At 68.6% G+C, this 13,519-nt stretch carries 16 protein-coding genes; 3 read left to right on the top strand and 13 right to left on the bottom strand.

Annotated elements, in window-relative coordinates:
• Positions 1 to 7 precede the first annotated feature (7 nt).
• Positions 8 to 1,657 (bottom strand): electron transfer flavoprotein-ubiquinone oxidoreductase, encoded by a 1,650-nt coding sequence (locus BLQ14_RS01570; protein ID WP_092497497.1) that lies wholly within the window; start codon positions 1,655 to 1,657, stop codon positions 8 to 10.
• 238 nt (positions 1,658 to 1,895) lie between these two features.
• Here BLQ14_RS01570 and greA point away from each other — a divergent pair, with 238 nt between their 5' ends.
• Both greA and BLQ14_RS01560 read left to right on the top strand, forming a co-directional pair.
• The gene (gene greA, locus BLQ14_RS01565) at positions 1,896 to 2,366 is read left to right on the top strand and encodes a transcription elongation factor GreA (RefSeq protein WP_092498296.1); all 471 of its coding nucleotides are present in this window, start codon (positions 1,896 to 1,898) and stop codon (positions 2,364 to 2,366) included.
• A gap of 85 nt (positions 2,367 to 2,451) precedes the next feature.
• On the top strand, positions 2,452 to 3,483 hold the full coding sequence (locus tag BLQ14_RS01560) for a hypothetical protein (RefSeq protein ID WP_092497495.1): 1,032 nt from the start codon (positions 2,452 to 2,454) through the stop codon (positions 3,481 to 3,483).
• A gap of 6 nt (positions 3,484 to 3,489) precedes the next feature.
• Here the strand turns inward: BLQ14_RS01560 and BLQ14_RS01555 are convergent, their stop codons facing one another.
• The 4 genes from BLQ14_RS01555 to BLQ14_RS01540 all read right to left on the bottom strand — a co-directional run bounded on the left by BLQ14_RS01555 (position 3,490) and on the right by BLQ14_RS01540 (position 7,138).
• Positions 3,490 to 4,086 (bottom strand): hypothetical protein, encoded by a 597-nt coding sequence (locus BLQ14_RS01555; RefSeq protein WP_092497493.1) that lies wholly within the window; start codon positions 4,084 to 4,086, stop codon positions 3,490 to 3,492.
• Between the two features lie 41 nt (positions 4,087 to 4,127).
• Positions 4,128 to 4,265, bottom strand: coding sequence for an aa3-type cytochrome c oxidase subunit IV (locus tag BLQ14_RS01550; protein WP_092497491.1), 138 nt, complete (start codon positions 4,263 to 4,265; stop codon positions 4,128 to 4,130).
• 102 nt (positions 4,266 to 4,367) lie between these two features.
• On the bottom strand, positions 4,368 to 5,420 hold the full coding sequence (locus tag BLQ14_RS01545; protein ID WP_092497489.1) for an MBL fold metallo-hydrolase: 1,053 nt from the start codon (positions 5,418 to 5,420) through the stop codon (positions 4,368 to 4,370).
• The gene (locus BLQ14_RS01540) at positions 5,420 to 7,138 is read right to left on the bottom strand and encodes an acyl-CoA dehydrogenase (RefSeq protein WP_092497487.1); all 1,719 of its coding nucleotides are present in this window, start codon (positions 7,136 to 7,138) and stop codon (positions 5,420 to 5,422) included. The genes BLQ14_RS01545 and BLQ14_RS01540 overlap by 1 nt, the downstream gene beginning before the upstream one ends.
• Before the next feature lie 136 nt (positions 7,139 to 7,274).
• Here BLQ14_RS01540 and BLQ14_RS01535 point away from each other — a divergent pair, with 136 nt between their 5' ends.
• Positions 7,275 to 8,225: an L-threonylcarbamoyladenylate synthase gene (locus BLQ14_RS01535; RefSeq protein ID WP_092497485.1), complete on the top strand. Its 951-nt coding sequence runs from the start codon at positions 7,275 to 7,277 to the stop codon at positions 8,223 to 8,225.
• A 92-nt stretch (positions 8,226 to 8,317) separates the two neighbouring features.
• Here BLQ14_RS01535 and BLQ14_RS01530 read toward each other — a convergent pair whose 3' ends face one another.
• The 8 genes from BLQ14_RS01530 to BLQ14_RS01495 form a co-directional block, all read right to left on the bottom strand.
• On the bottom strand, positions 8,318 to 8,650 hold the full coding sequence (locus BLQ14_RS01530) for a DUF1491 family protein (protein WP_092497483.1): 333 nt from the start codon (positions 8,648 to 8,650) through the stop codon (positions 8,318 to 8,320).
• A gap of 6 nt (positions 8,651 to 8,656) precedes the next feature.
• The gene (gene era, locus BLQ14_RS01525; RefSeq protein ID WP_092497481.1) at positions 8,657 to 9,574 is read right to left on the bottom strand and encodes a GTPase Era; all 918 of its coding nucleotides are present in this window, start codon (positions 9,572 to 9,574) and stop codon (positions 8,657 to 8,659) included.
• Positions 9,567 to 10,256, bottom strand: coding sequence for a ribonuclease III (gene rnc, locus BLQ14_RS01520; protein WP_092497479.1), 690 nt, complete (start codon positions 10,254 to 10,256; stop codon positions 9,567 to 9,569). The genes era and rnc overlap by 8 nt, the downstream gene beginning before the upstream one ends.
• A complete protein-coding gene (gene lepB / locus BLQ14_RS01515) occupies positions 10,253 to 11,038 on the bottom strand; it encodes a signal peptidase I (protein WP_092497477.1) in 786 nt (261 codons plus the stop codon). The genes rnc and lepB overlap by 4 nt, the downstream gene beginning before the upstream one ends.
• A gap of 62 nt (positions 11,039 to 11,100) precedes the next feature.
• On the bottom strand, positions 11,101 to 11,514 hold the full coding sequence (gene acpS, locus BLQ14_RS01510; protein ID WP_092497476.1) for a holo-ACP synthase: 414 nt from the start codon (positions 11,512 to 11,514) through the stop codon (positions 11,101 to 11,103).
• Entirely contained in the window at positions 11,511 to 11,972 is a 462-nt protein-coding gene (locus BLQ14_RS01505; protein WP_092497475.1) for a hypothetical protein, read from the bottom strand. The genes acpS and BLQ14_RS01505 overlap by 4 nt, the downstream gene beginning before the upstream one ends.
• Before the next feature lie 13 nt (positions 11,973 to 11,985).
• Positions 11,986 to 12,750, bottom strand: coding sequence for a pyridoxine 5'-phosphate synthase (locus BLQ14_RS01500; RefSeq protein ID WP_092497473.1), 765 nt, complete (start codon positions 12,748 to 12,750; stop codon positions 11,986 to 11,988).
• A gap of 76 nt (positions 12,751 to 12,826) precedes the next feature.
• Positions 12,827 to 13,501 (bottom strand): DUF2062 domain-containing protein, encoded by a 675-nt coding sequence (locus BLQ14_RS01495; RefSeq protein ID WP_092497470.1) that lies wholly within the window; start codon positions 13,499 to 13,501, stop codon positions 12,827 to 12,829.
• Between the last annotated feature and the right edge of the window lie 18 nt (positions 13,502 to 13,519).

The raw sequence follows: 13,519 nt of genomic DNA, 5'->3' as shown, positions 1-13,519 counted from the left end.
GTGGCGTTCACATGTTCGGGTAATTCGGCCCGTCCCCGCCCTGCGGGCAGGTCCAGACGATGTTCTGGCTCGGATCCTTGATGTCGCAGGTCTTGCAGTGCACGCAGTTCTGGAAATTGATGACGAAGGTCGGCGCCTCGCCATCGCGCACCACCTCGTAGACCCCGGCCGGGCAGTAGCGCTGCGCCGGCTCGTCATATTTGGGCAGGTTCACCCGGATCGGGATTTCGGGATCCTTCAGCTTCAGATGCGGCGGCTGGTGCTCGTCGTGGTTGGTGAAGGAATAGGCCACATTCGTGAGCCGGTCGAAGCTCAGCTTGCCGTCGGGCTTGGGGTAGTCGATGGGCTTGTGCTTCGCGGCGGGCTCGGTGGCCTGCGCGTCGGTCTTGCCGTGCTTGAGCGTGCCGAAGAGCGAGAAGCGGAAGATGGTCTGAAACCACATGTCGAAGCCGCCGAGCGTCAGCCCGCCGAGCGGCCCGAGCCTGCCGTTGAGCGGGGCGACATTCCGCACGATCTTCAGATCCTTGCCCACCGGCCCCTCGCGCAGACGGCGGTCATATTCCTCCAGCCGGTCGTGGGCGCGACCGGCGCGGATGGCCGCGTGCGCCGCTTCCGCGGCCTCGATGCCCGAATGCATGGCGTTGTGGTTGCCCTTGATGCGCGGCAGGTTCACAAGCCCCGCCGAGCAGCCGAGCAGCACGCCCCCCGGGAAAGCCGTTTGCGGGATCGACTGCCAGCCGCCCTTGGTCACCGCCCGCGCGCCATAGGCCACGCGCCGCCCGCCCTCCAGAAGCTTCGCGATCATCGGGTGATGCTTGAAGCGCTGGAACTCCATATAGGGGTAGAGATAGGGGTTGCGGTAGTTGAGATCGACGATATAGCCGACGTAAACCTGATTGTTCTCAAGGTGATAGACGAAGCTGCCGCCCCCGGTGCCAAAGCCCAGCGGCCAGCCCATGGTGTGGGTGACCTCGCCCTCGTTGTGCTTGGCCGGGTCGACCTCCCACAGCTCCTTCATGCCGAGGCCGAATTTCGGCACGTCGCAGTTCGCGTCGAGCTCGTAGCGTGCGATCACCTCCTTCGACAGCGAGCCGCGCGCCCCTTCGCCCAGCATCACGTACTTGCCGATGAGGTTCATCCCCGGCTCGTAGTTCGGCCCCGGCGTGCCGTCGGGGTTCTTGCCGAACTCGCCGGCGACCACCCCGATGACCTCCCCGTTCTCGCCATAGACGAGCTCGGTGCAGGACATGCCGGGGAAGATCTCCACCCCCAGCGCCTCGGCCTGCTGCGCCATCCAGCGGCAGACATTGCCCATCGAGACGATGTAGTTGCCGTGGTTGTTCATCAGGGGCGGCATCATCCAGTTCGGCAAGCGGATGCCGCCGGCCTCGCCGAGGATGTAGAAGTTGTCCTCGCGCACCGGCACGTTGAGCGGCGCGCCCTTCTCCTTCCAGTCCGGGATCAGGCGGGTGAGACCCGAAGGGTCGAGTACCGCACCCGAGAGGATATGCGCGCCGACTTCCGAACCCTTCTCGAGCACGACGACCTGCAGGTCGGGATCGAGCTGCTTGAGCCGGATCGCCGCCGAAAGCCCCGCCGGCCCCGCACCCACGATCACCACGTCGTATTCCATCGACTCGCGTTCGATCTCGGCCATGGCTCCCCCTCACGCGCGCAATTTCCTTTCGCCGAACTGGTAAAGGGCGGCATGGCGCCGGTCAATCGCGACGCGACGCAAAGCGGACCCATTGCGACAGGCACACACGGGGAAGCGGGGCGAAGCGGGCTTGCCGCTTGCATTTCCGGCCCCAAATGGTCAGGTAAGGGAGACAACGACGTCCGGCGTGCATGACGCCGGGCGCTTTTGCTTTGGGATGAGCGACAAGACGGTTGCCATGGAAAAGATTCACATCACGCGCAACGGGCATGCGGCGCTGAACGAGGAACTCAAGCGCCTGAAGACGGAGGAGCGGCCGGCCATCATCAAGGCCATCGCCGAGGCGCGCGCGCATGGTGATCTCTCCGAGAACGCCGAATATCATTCGGCCAAGGAGAAGCAGGGCTTCATCGAGGGGCGGATCAAGGAGATCGAGGGCATCCTCGCCCGCGCCGAGGTGGTCGACCCCTCGAAGCTTTCAGGACCGATCAAGTTTGGCGCGACGGTGCACCTCATCGACGAGGACACCGAGGAGGAGCGCGTCTACACCATCGTGGGCGAGCCCGAAGCCGACATCGAGCGCGGCCTGCTGAACATCAAGTCGCCGCTCGCGCGCGCACTGATCGGCCGGGAGGAAGGCGACAGCGTCGAGGTGCGCACGCCCGGAGGCGAAAAGAGCTACGAAATCGTCAAGGTCGAGTATATCTGAGGCCGTGACCGGAGTGCCGCGCCGTCGCCCGGGAAGTCCCTGGCGGGCGTGACAGGCGCCGGCACCCGCGGCAAGGCAGGGGGTGATGGCCGAGAGGAAAGCAAACCCCATCGCCGGGCTCGGGCTTTACGGCGGGCCGGCAGACCGGCGCCCGGCCCCTTCGCGGGCCGAGCGCATCGCGGTGGTTCTCTCCATCCTGTGGATCGTGCTTGCCGGTGCGGGGCTGTTCCTCGCCGGGCGCGATCCGATGGCCTCGGAGGCGGCCTTGCGCTTTGTCGGCATCCTCATGGCGATCTTCATGCCGGTCGCGGTGCTCTGGGTGGGCGTTGCCGCGCTGCGCTCGGCGCAGGTGATCCGGGAGGAGACGGCGCGGCTCGAGGTCGCCATCGAGGCGCTGCGCGAAACCTACATCGAAAGCCGCAAGGCCGAGAGCGGCAAATCCTCCATCGAACGCAAGCTCGAGGAGATAGCCGCCGCCCAGCGTCAGACCGAGCAGGCAATCGCCACCTTCACCTCCGCGCGGCACATGGCCGAAGCGGCGCTCGCCGATGACAAGCCGGCGATTCCGGCCGCGGCGCGGACCGAAGACCCGAGCGAGGAGCAGCCGCGTCTGGCCCTTGTCACCCCGCCCGAGGCGGCGGCGCCGCCGGTGAGCGTGGCCGATTTCATTCGCGCGCTGAACTTTCCCGAGAACGCGGAAGACCGCGAGGGCTTCCAGGCCATGCGCCGCGCATTGCGCGACCGCTCCACCGCCCAGCTCGTGCAGGCGGCGCAGGATGTGCTCACGCTCCTCTCCCACGACGGCATCTACATGGATGACCTGACGCCAGACCGGGCGCGCCCCGAGATCTGGCGGCGCTTCGCGCGCGGCGAGCGGGGCAGGGCGATTGCCGCGCTTGGCGGCATCCGCGACCGCTCCTGCCTTGCCCTGACCGCGGGGCGGATGCGCTCCGACACGATCTTCCGTGACGCGGCGCATCACTTCCTGCGCAAGTTCGATCAGGTGTTCTCGGAATTCGAGAAGACGGCGAGCGATCAGGACATCGCCGCGCTGGCCGACACGCGCACCGCCCGGGCCTTCATGCTGCTCGGCCGCGTCGCCGGAACCTTCGACTGAGGCCGCTCAGCCGCTGTCGGGCGGAAACCGCAGAAGGTAGCGGTTGTCCGCCGGGTCATCATCGACGAAGACGCGCGTCCTCGCACCGCTCAGGCGACCGAAATCGCGCATCAGCATTGAAGGGAAAGGCGTTGCGCCGATGGCCTCGAAGCCCTCCACGCGCCGCAACGCGCGGGAGATGGTCAAGGCGCAGAACCCCGGCGCCGCGGGGCCGGCCTGTGCGAGCGAGCTTGTGACGGCGTCCGCCACGCTGGCCGGCACGGCGACCTCCTGCACGATGGTGCGATGCGAACGGCGCGTGTGATAGTCGAGGAAATGCGCCAGCACCCGGTCATCGATGCCGAATCGCAGATCGTTGCGCTCCGGCGAACGGGGATGCTTCCATGAACCCGCGGGATCGAACAGCACGCGCTCGGATCCGTTGACCACGAGCGCGCTGTGGGTGCCGACATTGAGATCATTCCGCACCACGGTGATGAGCGTCACCGAGGGCGGTTTGCCATTGCTGTAGGCGGCGCGCGCCACCCGCTCGTCGCCGTCCCACACCCTCTGGGCGCAGCCGGTGGCAAGGGTCGCGGCAACGAGCAGCGCAAGGATCCTCATGAGGGATCCTTAGCCCATCGGCCGGCAGCGGAGAAGCGGCGTCAGGAGTTGAAGATCGCGAGGAAGATCAGAACCGCGATGGTGATGCCCGCGCCCCACGTCAGGGCACGCACGAGGCCCTCGAAGGCCTTCTCGTGCTCGGTGATGTCGAAATCGTCCGGGTTGGTCTTCTCGGCCATTGCTCTTGTCCCCTGAATGACGGTTCGCCTTCGCTTAGCCGATTGCGCGGTGGCTGTCACGAGGGGTGCGGCGCGCAAATCGGCGCACCCCGCGCCCGCGCCTCACCCCTCCTCCGGGGCAAGCTGCCACAGCCAGGCGCCGTCCTCCCTGCGCCAGCGGATCACCTCGCGCCGGTGCAGAAGGTGGTTGAGATGCGCCACCGCCTCGACGAGCGCCAGCCCATATTCCGCCGCGCCGATCTCGCGCGCGAAGAGCGGTCTGAAACACTCGGCCGCGGTGCGCGGAGCGACGAGCCAGTCGCGCAGGCGCTCGAGAGCGCCATGATGGTTGTCGATGAGCTGACGCATGCGTGCGGGAAGCCCGGTAAAGGGCAGCTTGTGGCCCGGCAGCACCAGCTGATCATCGCGGGCGAAGGCGCTGAGGCGCTCGCAGGAGGCCAGCCACTCGCCCACCGGGTCGGCATCGGGTTCGGTGGCATAAACCCCGAGGTTGGGCGAGATCGTCGCCAGAAGCTGATCGCCGCCGATCACGAGATTGTCCTCGCGCGACCAAAGGGTTGCGTGCTCGGGCGCGTGCCCGTCGCCCATGCGCACGTCCCAGTGCCGCCCGCCGAGGCGGATGACATCCCCTTCCTTCAGCCGCCGGAAGCCGAGCGGCAGCGGCGCCACCACATCGGCGAAGTTGAAAGGGCGCTCGCGGGCGCGCCGCTCGTAAAGGGCGGGGTCCATGCCCGCACCGCGCCAGAAGGCAAGCGTCTCGTCGGCGGGGCGGGCCTGTTCGTCGAGGGTGAGCATCCGCGCCATGAGCCAGGCGGTGCGCGTGGTCAGAAGCTCGGCGCCGTGGTGCGTCTGGAACCAGCCCGCAAGCCCCACATGGTCGGGGTGGTGATGGGTGACGACGACGCGCCGCACCGGCCGCCCGGCGAGCGGGCCGGAAAGGACCGCCTCCCAGATCGCGCGGCTCTTCTTCGTGTCGAGCCCGGTGTCGAGAACCGCCCAGCCGTCGCCCTCGTCGAAGGCGTAAGCGTTGACGTGGTCGAGCTTCATCGGCAGCGGCAGGCGCAGCCACAACACGCCCTCGGCCACCTCAACGGCCCCGCCTGTCTCGGGCGGCTCTTCCCACGGGGTGCGGATCGGGGCGGACACGGCATCCATCACGCGGCGAACTCCTCGGGCGCAAGCGCGTAGAGATCGGCTGCGCCGGCGCGGGCATGCGCGCAAAGGCCCGTGTGTTCGGGCAGAAGGCGGGTGACGTAGAAGCGTGCGAGCGCCGTGCGCGGGCCGTTGCCGCCCTCGGCGATGGCAGCGCGCAGGTGGTAGTGGCCGCCCAGCACGCGGGCGAAGGCGCGCAGGAACGGGATCGCGCCCGCGAAACGCTCGTTGATGTCGCCCTGCGCCACCAGCCATTCGGTGGTCTCGCGCAGGGTCTCGGCCGCTTCCCAGACGGGGCCGGCGAGGTCGGGCAGGCGGCCGCGGGCGGCTTCGGCATCCTTCTCGATCTCGTCGATGAGGCGGAAGGCCGCCTCGCCGCCGTCGCGCATCTTGCGGCCCACAAGATCCATCGCCTGAATGCCGTTGGTGCCCTCGTAGATCGCCGTCACCCGCACATCGCGGTAGAACTGCGCCGCACCCGTCTCCTCGATGTAGCCCATGCCGCCGTGTACCTGCATGCCGAGCTCGGCCACCTTCATGCCGGTCTCGGTGCCGAAGGCCTTGGTGATGGGTGTCAGAAGCGCCGCCCGCGCCGCCCAGTCGGCGGTGCCGGTGGCCTTCTCCATGTCGGTGGCAATGGCATTGGCGAGCGCGATGGCGCGGGCGGCGAAGGTTTCGGCCTTCATGGTCATCAGCATCCGCCGTACATCGGCGTGGTCGATGATGGTGCCGGTGGGATTCTCGATGGGCGCGCGGCCCTGCCGGCGCTCGAGCGCGAAGGCCAGTGCCTTCTGGAAGGCGCCCTCGGCCACGCCGATGCCCTGAACGCCCACCCCGAGGCGGGCGTTGTTCATCATCGTGAACATCGCCGCCATCCCCTTGTGCGGCTCACCCACCATCCAGCCGGTGGCGCCGTCATACTCCATCACCGCCGTCGGCGAGCCGTGCAGCCCCATCTTGTGCTCAAGGCTCACCACGCGCAGGCTGTTTGCCTCGCCAACGCTGCCGTCAGGATTGGGGAGGCGCTTGGGCACCATGAAGAGGCTGATGCCCTTCGTCCCCGGTGCACCGTCCGGCAGGCGGGCGAGCACGAGGTGGCAGACATTCTCGGTGAAGTCGTTGTCGGCCCAGGAGATGAAGATCTTCTGCCCGGTGATGCGGTAGGTGCCGTCGCCCGCGGGCTCGGCGCGGCTGCGCAGCGCGCCCACGTCGGAGCCCGCCTGCGGCTCGGTGAGGTTCATCGTGCCCGACCATGCGCCCGAGATGAGCTTTGGCAGGTAGAGCGCCTTGAGCTCCTCGCTCGCGTGATGCTCGAGCGCCTCGATCTGGCCCTGCGTCATCAGCGGGTTGAGCTGCAGCGACAGGCAGGCCGAGGCCATCATCTCGTTGACCGCCGTGGTCAGCGCCTGCGGAAGGCCCATGCCGCCATATTCGGGTGGGGCGGAGGTGGAGATCCACCCCCCCTCGGCAATGGCGCGATAGCCTTCCGCAAAGCCCGGCGAGGTGCGCACGACGCCGTTCTCCAGCACCGCCGGGTGCTGGTCGCCGACGCGCTGGAGCGGCGCGAGCACCTCCTCGCACATCCGGCCAGCCTCGGTGAGGATCGCGTCGGTGACATCACCCGCGGCTTCGGCGAAACGCTCGGTGGCGGTGACCTGGCCGAGATCGACCACATGATCGAAAAGGAAGCGGAACTCGGCGACGGGCGCGCGATAGGACATTGATCGAGCCTCCAGAGCTTGCCGCGGGCCTTGGCTTGGCCGCAGGCGAGGTTTATTGACCGCGCTGAGGCGGGGCAACCCGCCGAAAGCCTGAGCCGAGAGCCCGTTCCCCGCAAGCCGGACGCTGCGTCACAGGATGGAAGAGACCCGCACCCTCCCCGCCGATCCCGCCGGGATCGAGGAAGCGGCCCGGCTGATTCGCGCCGGGCGGCTCGTGGCGTTCCCCACCGAGACGGTTTACGGCCTTGGCGCCGATGCCACGGACGGGCGGGCGGTAGCGGCGATCTTCGAGGCAAAGGGAAGACCGCGCTTCAACCCGCTGATCGTGCACGTGCCCGATATCGAAGCGGCGCGGAAGATCGCCGTCTTCGACGAGGCCGCCGAACGGCTGGCCCGCGCCTTCTGGCCGGGGCCGCTGACGCTGGTGCTGCCCCTGCGCCCCGAGGCGCGGATCTCGGAGCTGGTCACCGCCGGGCTTGAGACGGTGGCGGTGCGGGTGCCGGCGCACCCGGTGGCCCAGGCCCTTCTGCGCGCGGTGGGCCGGCCGGTGGCGGCACCCTCCGCGAACCCCTCGGGCCGCGTGAGCCCGACCACGGCCGAACATGTGCTCGAAGGGCTCAAGGGCCGCATCGCAGCAGTGCTCGATGCCGGCCCCTGCGAGGTGGGGCTTGAGTCGACCATTGTGGCGCTCACGCCGAGGCCAATGCTCTTGCGCCCCGGTGGTGTGCCGGCGGAGGAGATCGAGGCCTGTCTCGGAACGAGCCTCGGGGCGCCGGCACCAGCGCCGGAGCGGCCGAATGCGCCGGGCCAACTCGCCTCGCATTATGCGCCGCGCGCCCGGCTGCGGCTTGACGCGCGCGAGGCGCGGCCCGGCGAGGTGCTGCTGGGGTTCGGGCCCGTAGAAAGGTCGGCGCTCAATCTCTCGCCCTCGGGCGATCTGCGCGAGGCGGCGGCCAATCTCTTTGCCTTCCTGCGGCAGCTCGACGCGCAAGGGGCGGAGGCGATCGCCGTCTCGCCCATCCCCGAGGAGGGGCTCGGGCGGGCGATCAACGACCGGCTCAGGCGCGCCGCGGCGCCGCGGGGGTGAGGCGCGGCCTGACCGGGGCATCGAGCCCCGCTCAGGCCGATGCCTTCGGCGAGGGTATTTTCACCAGGATGATGTGAGCAGGGCGCGCTGCCTCAGTCGGCAAGGCCCGGTTCGTCCAGCAGGTGGCGGCCCTCGCGGCTCTCCACCTCGATGATCCACAGATCGGGGTCGAAGCTGCGCTGGCGGGCAAGCGTGGCGTCCACCTCGTCCTCCGCGCCTTCGGCGAGCACCATCCAGCGGCGGGCGCCCGTGAGCGGGTCGAAGCTGCGCTGAAAGGCGGTGGCGGTGCCGTCGAGGCGGTTGAGCTTGACGATCACCGCGCCGGCGGTGTCATCGCCATGGGCGGTGATGAAGGCGGGGATGTTCTCCTGCGCCAGCCGCGCGATGTAGGCGCGCACCCAGAAATCGGCGGTGAGCCGCGCCATGGCCGCTCAGCCCTGACCCTCGGAGAAGTCGAGGCCCATTTCGCGGTAGCGCTCGGCCTCCTCCTCCCAGCGCGGGCGGACCTTGACGGTGAGGAAGAGATGCACGCGCCGGCCGAGCATCTCCTCCAGCTCGGCGCGCGCGGCCTGGCCCACCGCCTTGATCGTCTCGCCGCGGCGGCCGAGGGCGATGCCCTTGTGGGTTTCGCGCGCGACATAGACGACCTGGTCGATGCGCACGGAGCCGTCCTTGCGCTCCTCCCAGCGCTCGGTTTCGACGGTGAGCTGATAGGGCAGCTCGTCGTGAAGCCGTAGCATAAGCTTTTCGCGCGTGATCTCGGCGGCGAGCATCCGCAGGGGCAGATCGGCGATCTGGTCCTCGGGGTAGAGCCAGGGGCCCTCGGGCATCTCGTCGGCGAGCCAGCGCTTGAGGTCGTCAACGCCGTCGCCCTTTTCGGCCGAGATCATGAAGGTGCGCACGAAGTCGAAACGCTCGTTGAGGGCCTTCGCGAGCGCCAGAAGCTCGGGGCGCTTGACCCGGTCGATCTTGTTGATGGCAAGCGCCACGGGCCGGCCGGCGGCGCGTTCGGCGAGATTTGCCAGGATGTCCTCGACGCCAGGGGTGATGCCGCGGTGGGCCTCGACGAGAAGCACCACCACATCGGCATCGGCCGCGCCGGACCAGGCGGCGGCGACCATGGCGCGGTCAAGCCGGCGGCGGGGGCGGAAAAGGCCCGGCGTGTCGACGAAGATGATCTGCGCATCTCCCTCGATGGCCACGCCGCGGATGCGGGCGCGGGTCGTCTGCACCTTGTGGGTGACGATCGAGACCTTCTGCCCGACCATGCGGTTGAGCAGGGTGGACTTGCCGGCGTTGGGCTCGCCGATCAGGGCGACAAAGCCGCAGCGGGTGGTCTTCTCACTCATCGCCGGCCTCCATGCGCCGCAACAGCTCCCGCGCCGCGGCCTGCTCGGCCTGGCGCTTGGAGCGGCCCTCGGCCACCGCCTCCTCGCCGCTCTTGAGCCGCGCGGCGATGGTGAAGGTGGGGGCGTGATCGGGGCCGGTGCGGGCCGTCTCCACATATTCGGGGGCGGGCAGGCCGCGGGCCTGTGCCCATTCCTGCAGCGCGGTCTTGGCGTCTCGGGCATCTGCCTCGACGGCGGCGATGCGCGGCCCCCACAGCCGCAGGACGAGATCGCGCGCCGCCTCGAAGCCCGCGTCGAGATAGACCGCGGCGATCACCGCCTCCATCGCGTCGGCGAGAAGCGCCGCCTTGCGCCGCCCGCCCGAGAGCATCTCGGAGCGGCCAAGCTTGAGCACCGCGCCCAGTTCGATCTCACGCGCCACATCGGCAAGCGTTTCCTTGCGCACGAGCGCGTTGAAGCGGGGGGCAAGCTGGCCTTCGGTCGCCTCGGGGTCGGCTGCGAGAAGCGCCTCGGCCATCACGAGCCCGAGCACCCGGTCGCCGAGAAACTCGAGGCGCTGGTTGTCGGGCCGTGTCGGCGAGGAGACTGAAGGGTGCGTGAGCGCGCGGATCAGGAGCCGCGGGTCGGCAAAGCGGTGGCCGAGGCGTTCACAGAAGGCCGCGAGGTCTGCCGAGAGCTTCACCGGATCTCCTTGAAGAAACGATCCGCGCGCCATGTCCAGAAGAACAGGAGCGACCGGCCGGCGGAGGAAAACATGATCCGGTCGGCCCGGCCGATGAGGTTTTCCATCGGCACGAAGCCCACGCCGCCGGCGTTCTGCGGCACGCGGCTGTCGGTGGAGTTGTCGCGGTTGTCGCCCATCACGAAGAAGTGCCCCTCGGGCACCACATAGGCGGGCGTATCATCGAGCGGCGTGTTGCGGATGTCGAGGATGCTGTGGCGCACGCCGTTCGGCAATGTCTCGATGTAGCGGTCCTTCACGCAGTCGCCGCCGAGCGGCACGCCGAAGTTCTTGCACTGCGGCAGGCTGCCGGTAGGCCCCTGCTTTTCATAGGTTTCGATGAACTGGCCCGCAGGCTCCTGCGGAGCGGGTCGGCCGTTGATGTAGAGCACCCCGTTCAGCATCTGAATGCGGTCGCCGGGCAGGCCGACGACGCGCTTGATGTAGTCGGTTCCGGCCACGGGGTGGCGAAAGACCACCACGTCGCCGATCTGCGGCTCGGAACCCAGGATGCGGCCGGAGAAGGGGCACAGGCCAAAGGGGCAGGAGTAGCGCGAATAGCCGTAGGCCATCTTGTTGACGAAAAGGAAATCGCCGATCAGCAGCGTGTCCTTCATCGAGCCCGAAGGGATCCAGAAGGGCTGGAAGAAAAGCGTGCGAAAGACGCCGGCGATCACCACCGCCCAGATGATCGTCTTCACCGTCTCGAGAATGGCGCCAGCCTTCTCCGCTTTCGCCGCCATGCGCCTGCCTCGCCTGCCCCGTGCCGAATGTCCCGGCTACATGCGCCCCGCCCCGGCGCGAGTCAAGGCGCGGGGGGATCGAGCGGCACCGCCTCGATCACCACGAAGGCCTGCGCCCAGGGGTGATCGTCGGTGAGGCTCACATGGATCACCGCGCGATGGCCCGGTGGCGTCATCGCCGCAAGCCGCTCGGCCGCCCAGCCGGTCAGCTCCATCGTCGGCTGGCCGGAGCGCAGATTGACCACGCCCATGTCGCGCCAGGCGATGCCCATCCGCAGGCCGGTGCCGAGTGCCTTCGAGCAGGCCTCCTTCGCCGCCCAGCGCTTGGCATAGGTGCCGGCGACATCGCGCCGCCGCTCGGACTTGCGCTGCTCCACCTCGGTGAAGACGCGGTTGCGGAAACGGTCGCCGAAGCGCTCGAGCGTGCGCGCGATGCGCTCGATATTGGCCAGATCGGTGCCGATGCCGATGATCATTCGACCGACGCGCGAATCTCGCCGCTGGCCTGGTTGACGATGAGCCTGAGCCGGGCCGGGCGGCCTTCTCCGGTGGAGGAGTCGGGCAGCTCGACGGGGATGTCGAGCACGAGCCCGGAGGCGGGATCATATCGCGCGGTCATGCCCGCAAGCGTTGCGGAGAAGAATCCGAGGCCCTCGCCGAGCGAGACAATGCGGCACTGGCGCATGCCAAGCTCGGCCCACGGCGGCGATAGCACCAGGAGATGGAAGGCGGCAGAGGCCGGTTCCACCACGTCAAGAATGGCGATGCGCACATCCCCATTGGCAAAGCTGCGCGTGTGCCGCTCCCACGGTTCGGGAAGATTCTCCGCCGAACTGCGCCAGTCGCAGGCGCTGACCTCCTGCGCGGCGGCCGAAGAGACTGAAAGCAACCCCGCGAGAAGCAATGCCGGCACCACCAGGGAAAGCCGTTCCATTTCCTTACCTCGCTCAGATCCCGCCGCGTGCCGCGTCCATCCTCCGGCGCATCTCGGAAATCGCCGCCGCGAGTCCCACGAACACCGCCTCGCCGATCAGGAAATGGCCGATGTTGAGCTCGCGCACTTCCGGCAGGGCGGCGACGGGGCCGACGGTGTCGTAGGTGAGCCCGTGGCCCGCGTGCACCTCGAGGCCGAGCGAATGCGCATATGTCGCCATCTCGCTGAGCCGCTGAAGCTCCTCGTCGCGCTCGCGCTGGCGGCCCTCGGCGTGAAAATCGCAGTAGGCGCCGGTGTGAAGCTCCACCACCGCCGCGCCCACGCGATGCGCCGCCTCCACCTGCGCGCGGTCAGCCGCGATGAAGAGCGACACCCGGCAGCCCGCCTCGCGCAGCGGCGCGATGAAGGCCTTCAGCCGCGCTTCGTCGCCGGCCACCTCGAGCCCGCCCTCGGTGGTGCGCTCCTCCCGCCGCTCGGGCACGAGACAGACGGCGTGCGGGCGGTGGCGGAGCGCAATGGCCTGCATTTCATCGGTCGCGGCCATCTCGAGGTTGAGCGGCTTGGTGAGCACCTCCATCAGCCGCGCGATGTCGTCATCGACGATGTGCCGGCGGTCCTCCCGCAGATGGGCGGTGATGCCATCGGCGCCGGCCTTTTCGGCCAGAAGCGCGGCGCGCACCGGGTCGGGCAGGCTGCCGCCGCGCGCGTTGCGCAGGGTGGCGACATGGTCGATGTTCACACCGAGACGCAGGCGCGCCGAGGTCTTGCTCTGAGCCATGGAACGGTTCCTTGAGCCGGGATTCGGGCGGCAGTCTAATTGCTTTTCGGCACGACCGGAATGCGGGCCACGCGGTTCATTCGCGCCCCGCAGCGGCGCCCTGCCTCTCGCGGTGAATGGCACCCTGTGCCAGCGCCTCGGCCCGACGCCGTGCGTGCCGGTCGCGCAGCTTGCGGGCGCGGCGCTTCTGATAGGCCGTCACCGCCGGCAGGGTCAGCCAGTAGCCCAGCATGCCGAAAAACAGCCCGGGAAGTATCCCGCCCACGGCGTAGGGAACGAACACCGTGTGCCAGAACTCGGCCAGATTGTCCCAATGCGCGGTGCGCTCGTCGAAGATGGCGGTGAAATTCGACCAAAGCTCGACGGATGCGTGCGAGAAGGCGCTCACGACATGTGGCAGCGGCATGCCGCCGGGAAGGTTGAGAATGGCGTTGCCGACCTCGAGGCTCAGCGTGGCGATGAGCGGAAAGGTCAGCGGATTGCCCACGAAGGTGGCCAGAAGCGCGGCCAGCACATTTCCCTGGACAAGCAGCGCAAGACCGGCCGCCAGAAGAAAGTGAAAGCCGAAGAACGGCGTGAAGCTCACGAAGATGCCGACAGCCACGCCCCGGGCAATCTTGTGCGGCGGATCGGGCAACCGGCGCAGACGGTGCCACACATAGCTGGCCGCGCGCAGCCAGCCGCCGCGCGGATAGATGGCGTCCCCGATCCGCTGCAGCCAGGTTCGCCGATCTCTGCGCTTGAAGACCATTGTGGTTTTCTTGCCCGT

Origin of the sequence: Meinhardsimonia xiamenensis, assembly GCF_900102905.1 — a bacterium.
Taxonomy (GTDB): Bacteria; Pseudomonadota; Alphaproteobacteria; order Rhodobacterales; family Rhodobacteraceae; genus Meinhardsimonia; species Meinhardsimonia xiamenensis.
Note: the sequence above shows the minus strand (reverse complement) of the source record. Positions and strands in the feature narration are given on the sequence as shown.

Bases quoted from the DNA above. Each gene is read 5' to 3' on its own strand.
- BLQ14_RS01570 (WP_092497497.1), bottom strand. From the start codon at position 1,657: ATGGCCGAGATCGAACGCGAGTCGATGGAATACGACGTGGTGATCGTG.
- greA (WP_092498296.1), top strand. From the start codon at position 1,896: ATGGAAAAGATTCACATCACGCGCAACGGGCATGCGGCGCTGAACGAG.
- BLQ14_RS01560 (WP_092497495.1), top strand. From the start codon at position 2,452: ATGGCCGAGAGGAAAGCAAACCCCATCGCCGGGCTCGGGCTTTACGGC.
- BLQ14_RS01555 (WP_092497493.1), bottom strand. From the start codon at position 4,086: ATGAGGATCCTTGCGCTGCTCGTTGCCGCGACCCTTGCCACCGGCTGC.
- BLQ14_RS01550 (WP_092497491.1), bottom strand. From the start codon at position 4,265: ATGGCCGAGAAGACCAACCCGGACGATTTCGACATCACCGAGCACGAG.
- BLQ14_RS01545 (WP_092497489.1), bottom strand. From the start codon at position 5,420: ATGGATGCCGTGTCCGCCCCGATCCGCACCCCGTGGGAAGAGCCGCCC.
- BLQ14_RS01540 (WP_092497487.1), bottom strand. From the start codon at position 7,138: ATGTCCTATCGCGCGCCCGTCGCCGAGTTCCGCTTCCTTTTCGATCAT.
- BLQ14_RS01535 (WP_092497485.1), top strand. From the start codon at position 7,275: ATGGAAGAGACCCGCACCCTCCCCGCCGATCCCGCCGGGATCGAGGAA.
- BLQ14_RS01530 (WP_092497483.1), bottom strand. From the start codon at position 8,650: ATGGCGCGGCTCACCGCCGATTTCTGGGTGCGCGCCTACATCGCGCGG.
- era (WP_092497481.1), bottom strand. From the start codon at position 9,574: ATGAGTGAGAAGACCACCCGCTGCGGCTTTGTCGCCCTGATCGGCGAG.
- lepB (WP_092497477.1), bottom strand. From the start codon at position 11,038: ATGGCGGCGAAAGCGGAGAAGGCTGGCGCCATTCTCGAGACGGTGAAG.
- acpS (WP_092497476.1), bottom strand. From the start codon at position 11,514: ATGATCATCGGCATCGGCACCGATCTGGCCAATATCGAGCGCATCGCG.
- BLQ14_RS01505 (WP_092497475.1), bottom strand. From the start codon at position 11,972: ATGGAACGGCTTTCCCTGGTGGTGCCGGCATTGCTTCTCGCGGGGTTG.
- BLQ14_RS01500 (WP_092497473.1), bottom strand. From the start codon at position 12,750: ATGGCTCAGAGCAAGACCTCGGCGCGCCTGCGTCTCGGTGTGAACATC.
- BLQ14_RS01495 (WP_092497470.1), bottom strand. From the start codon at position 13,501: ATGGTCTTCAAGCGCAGAGATCGGCGAACCTGGCTGCAGCGGATCGGG.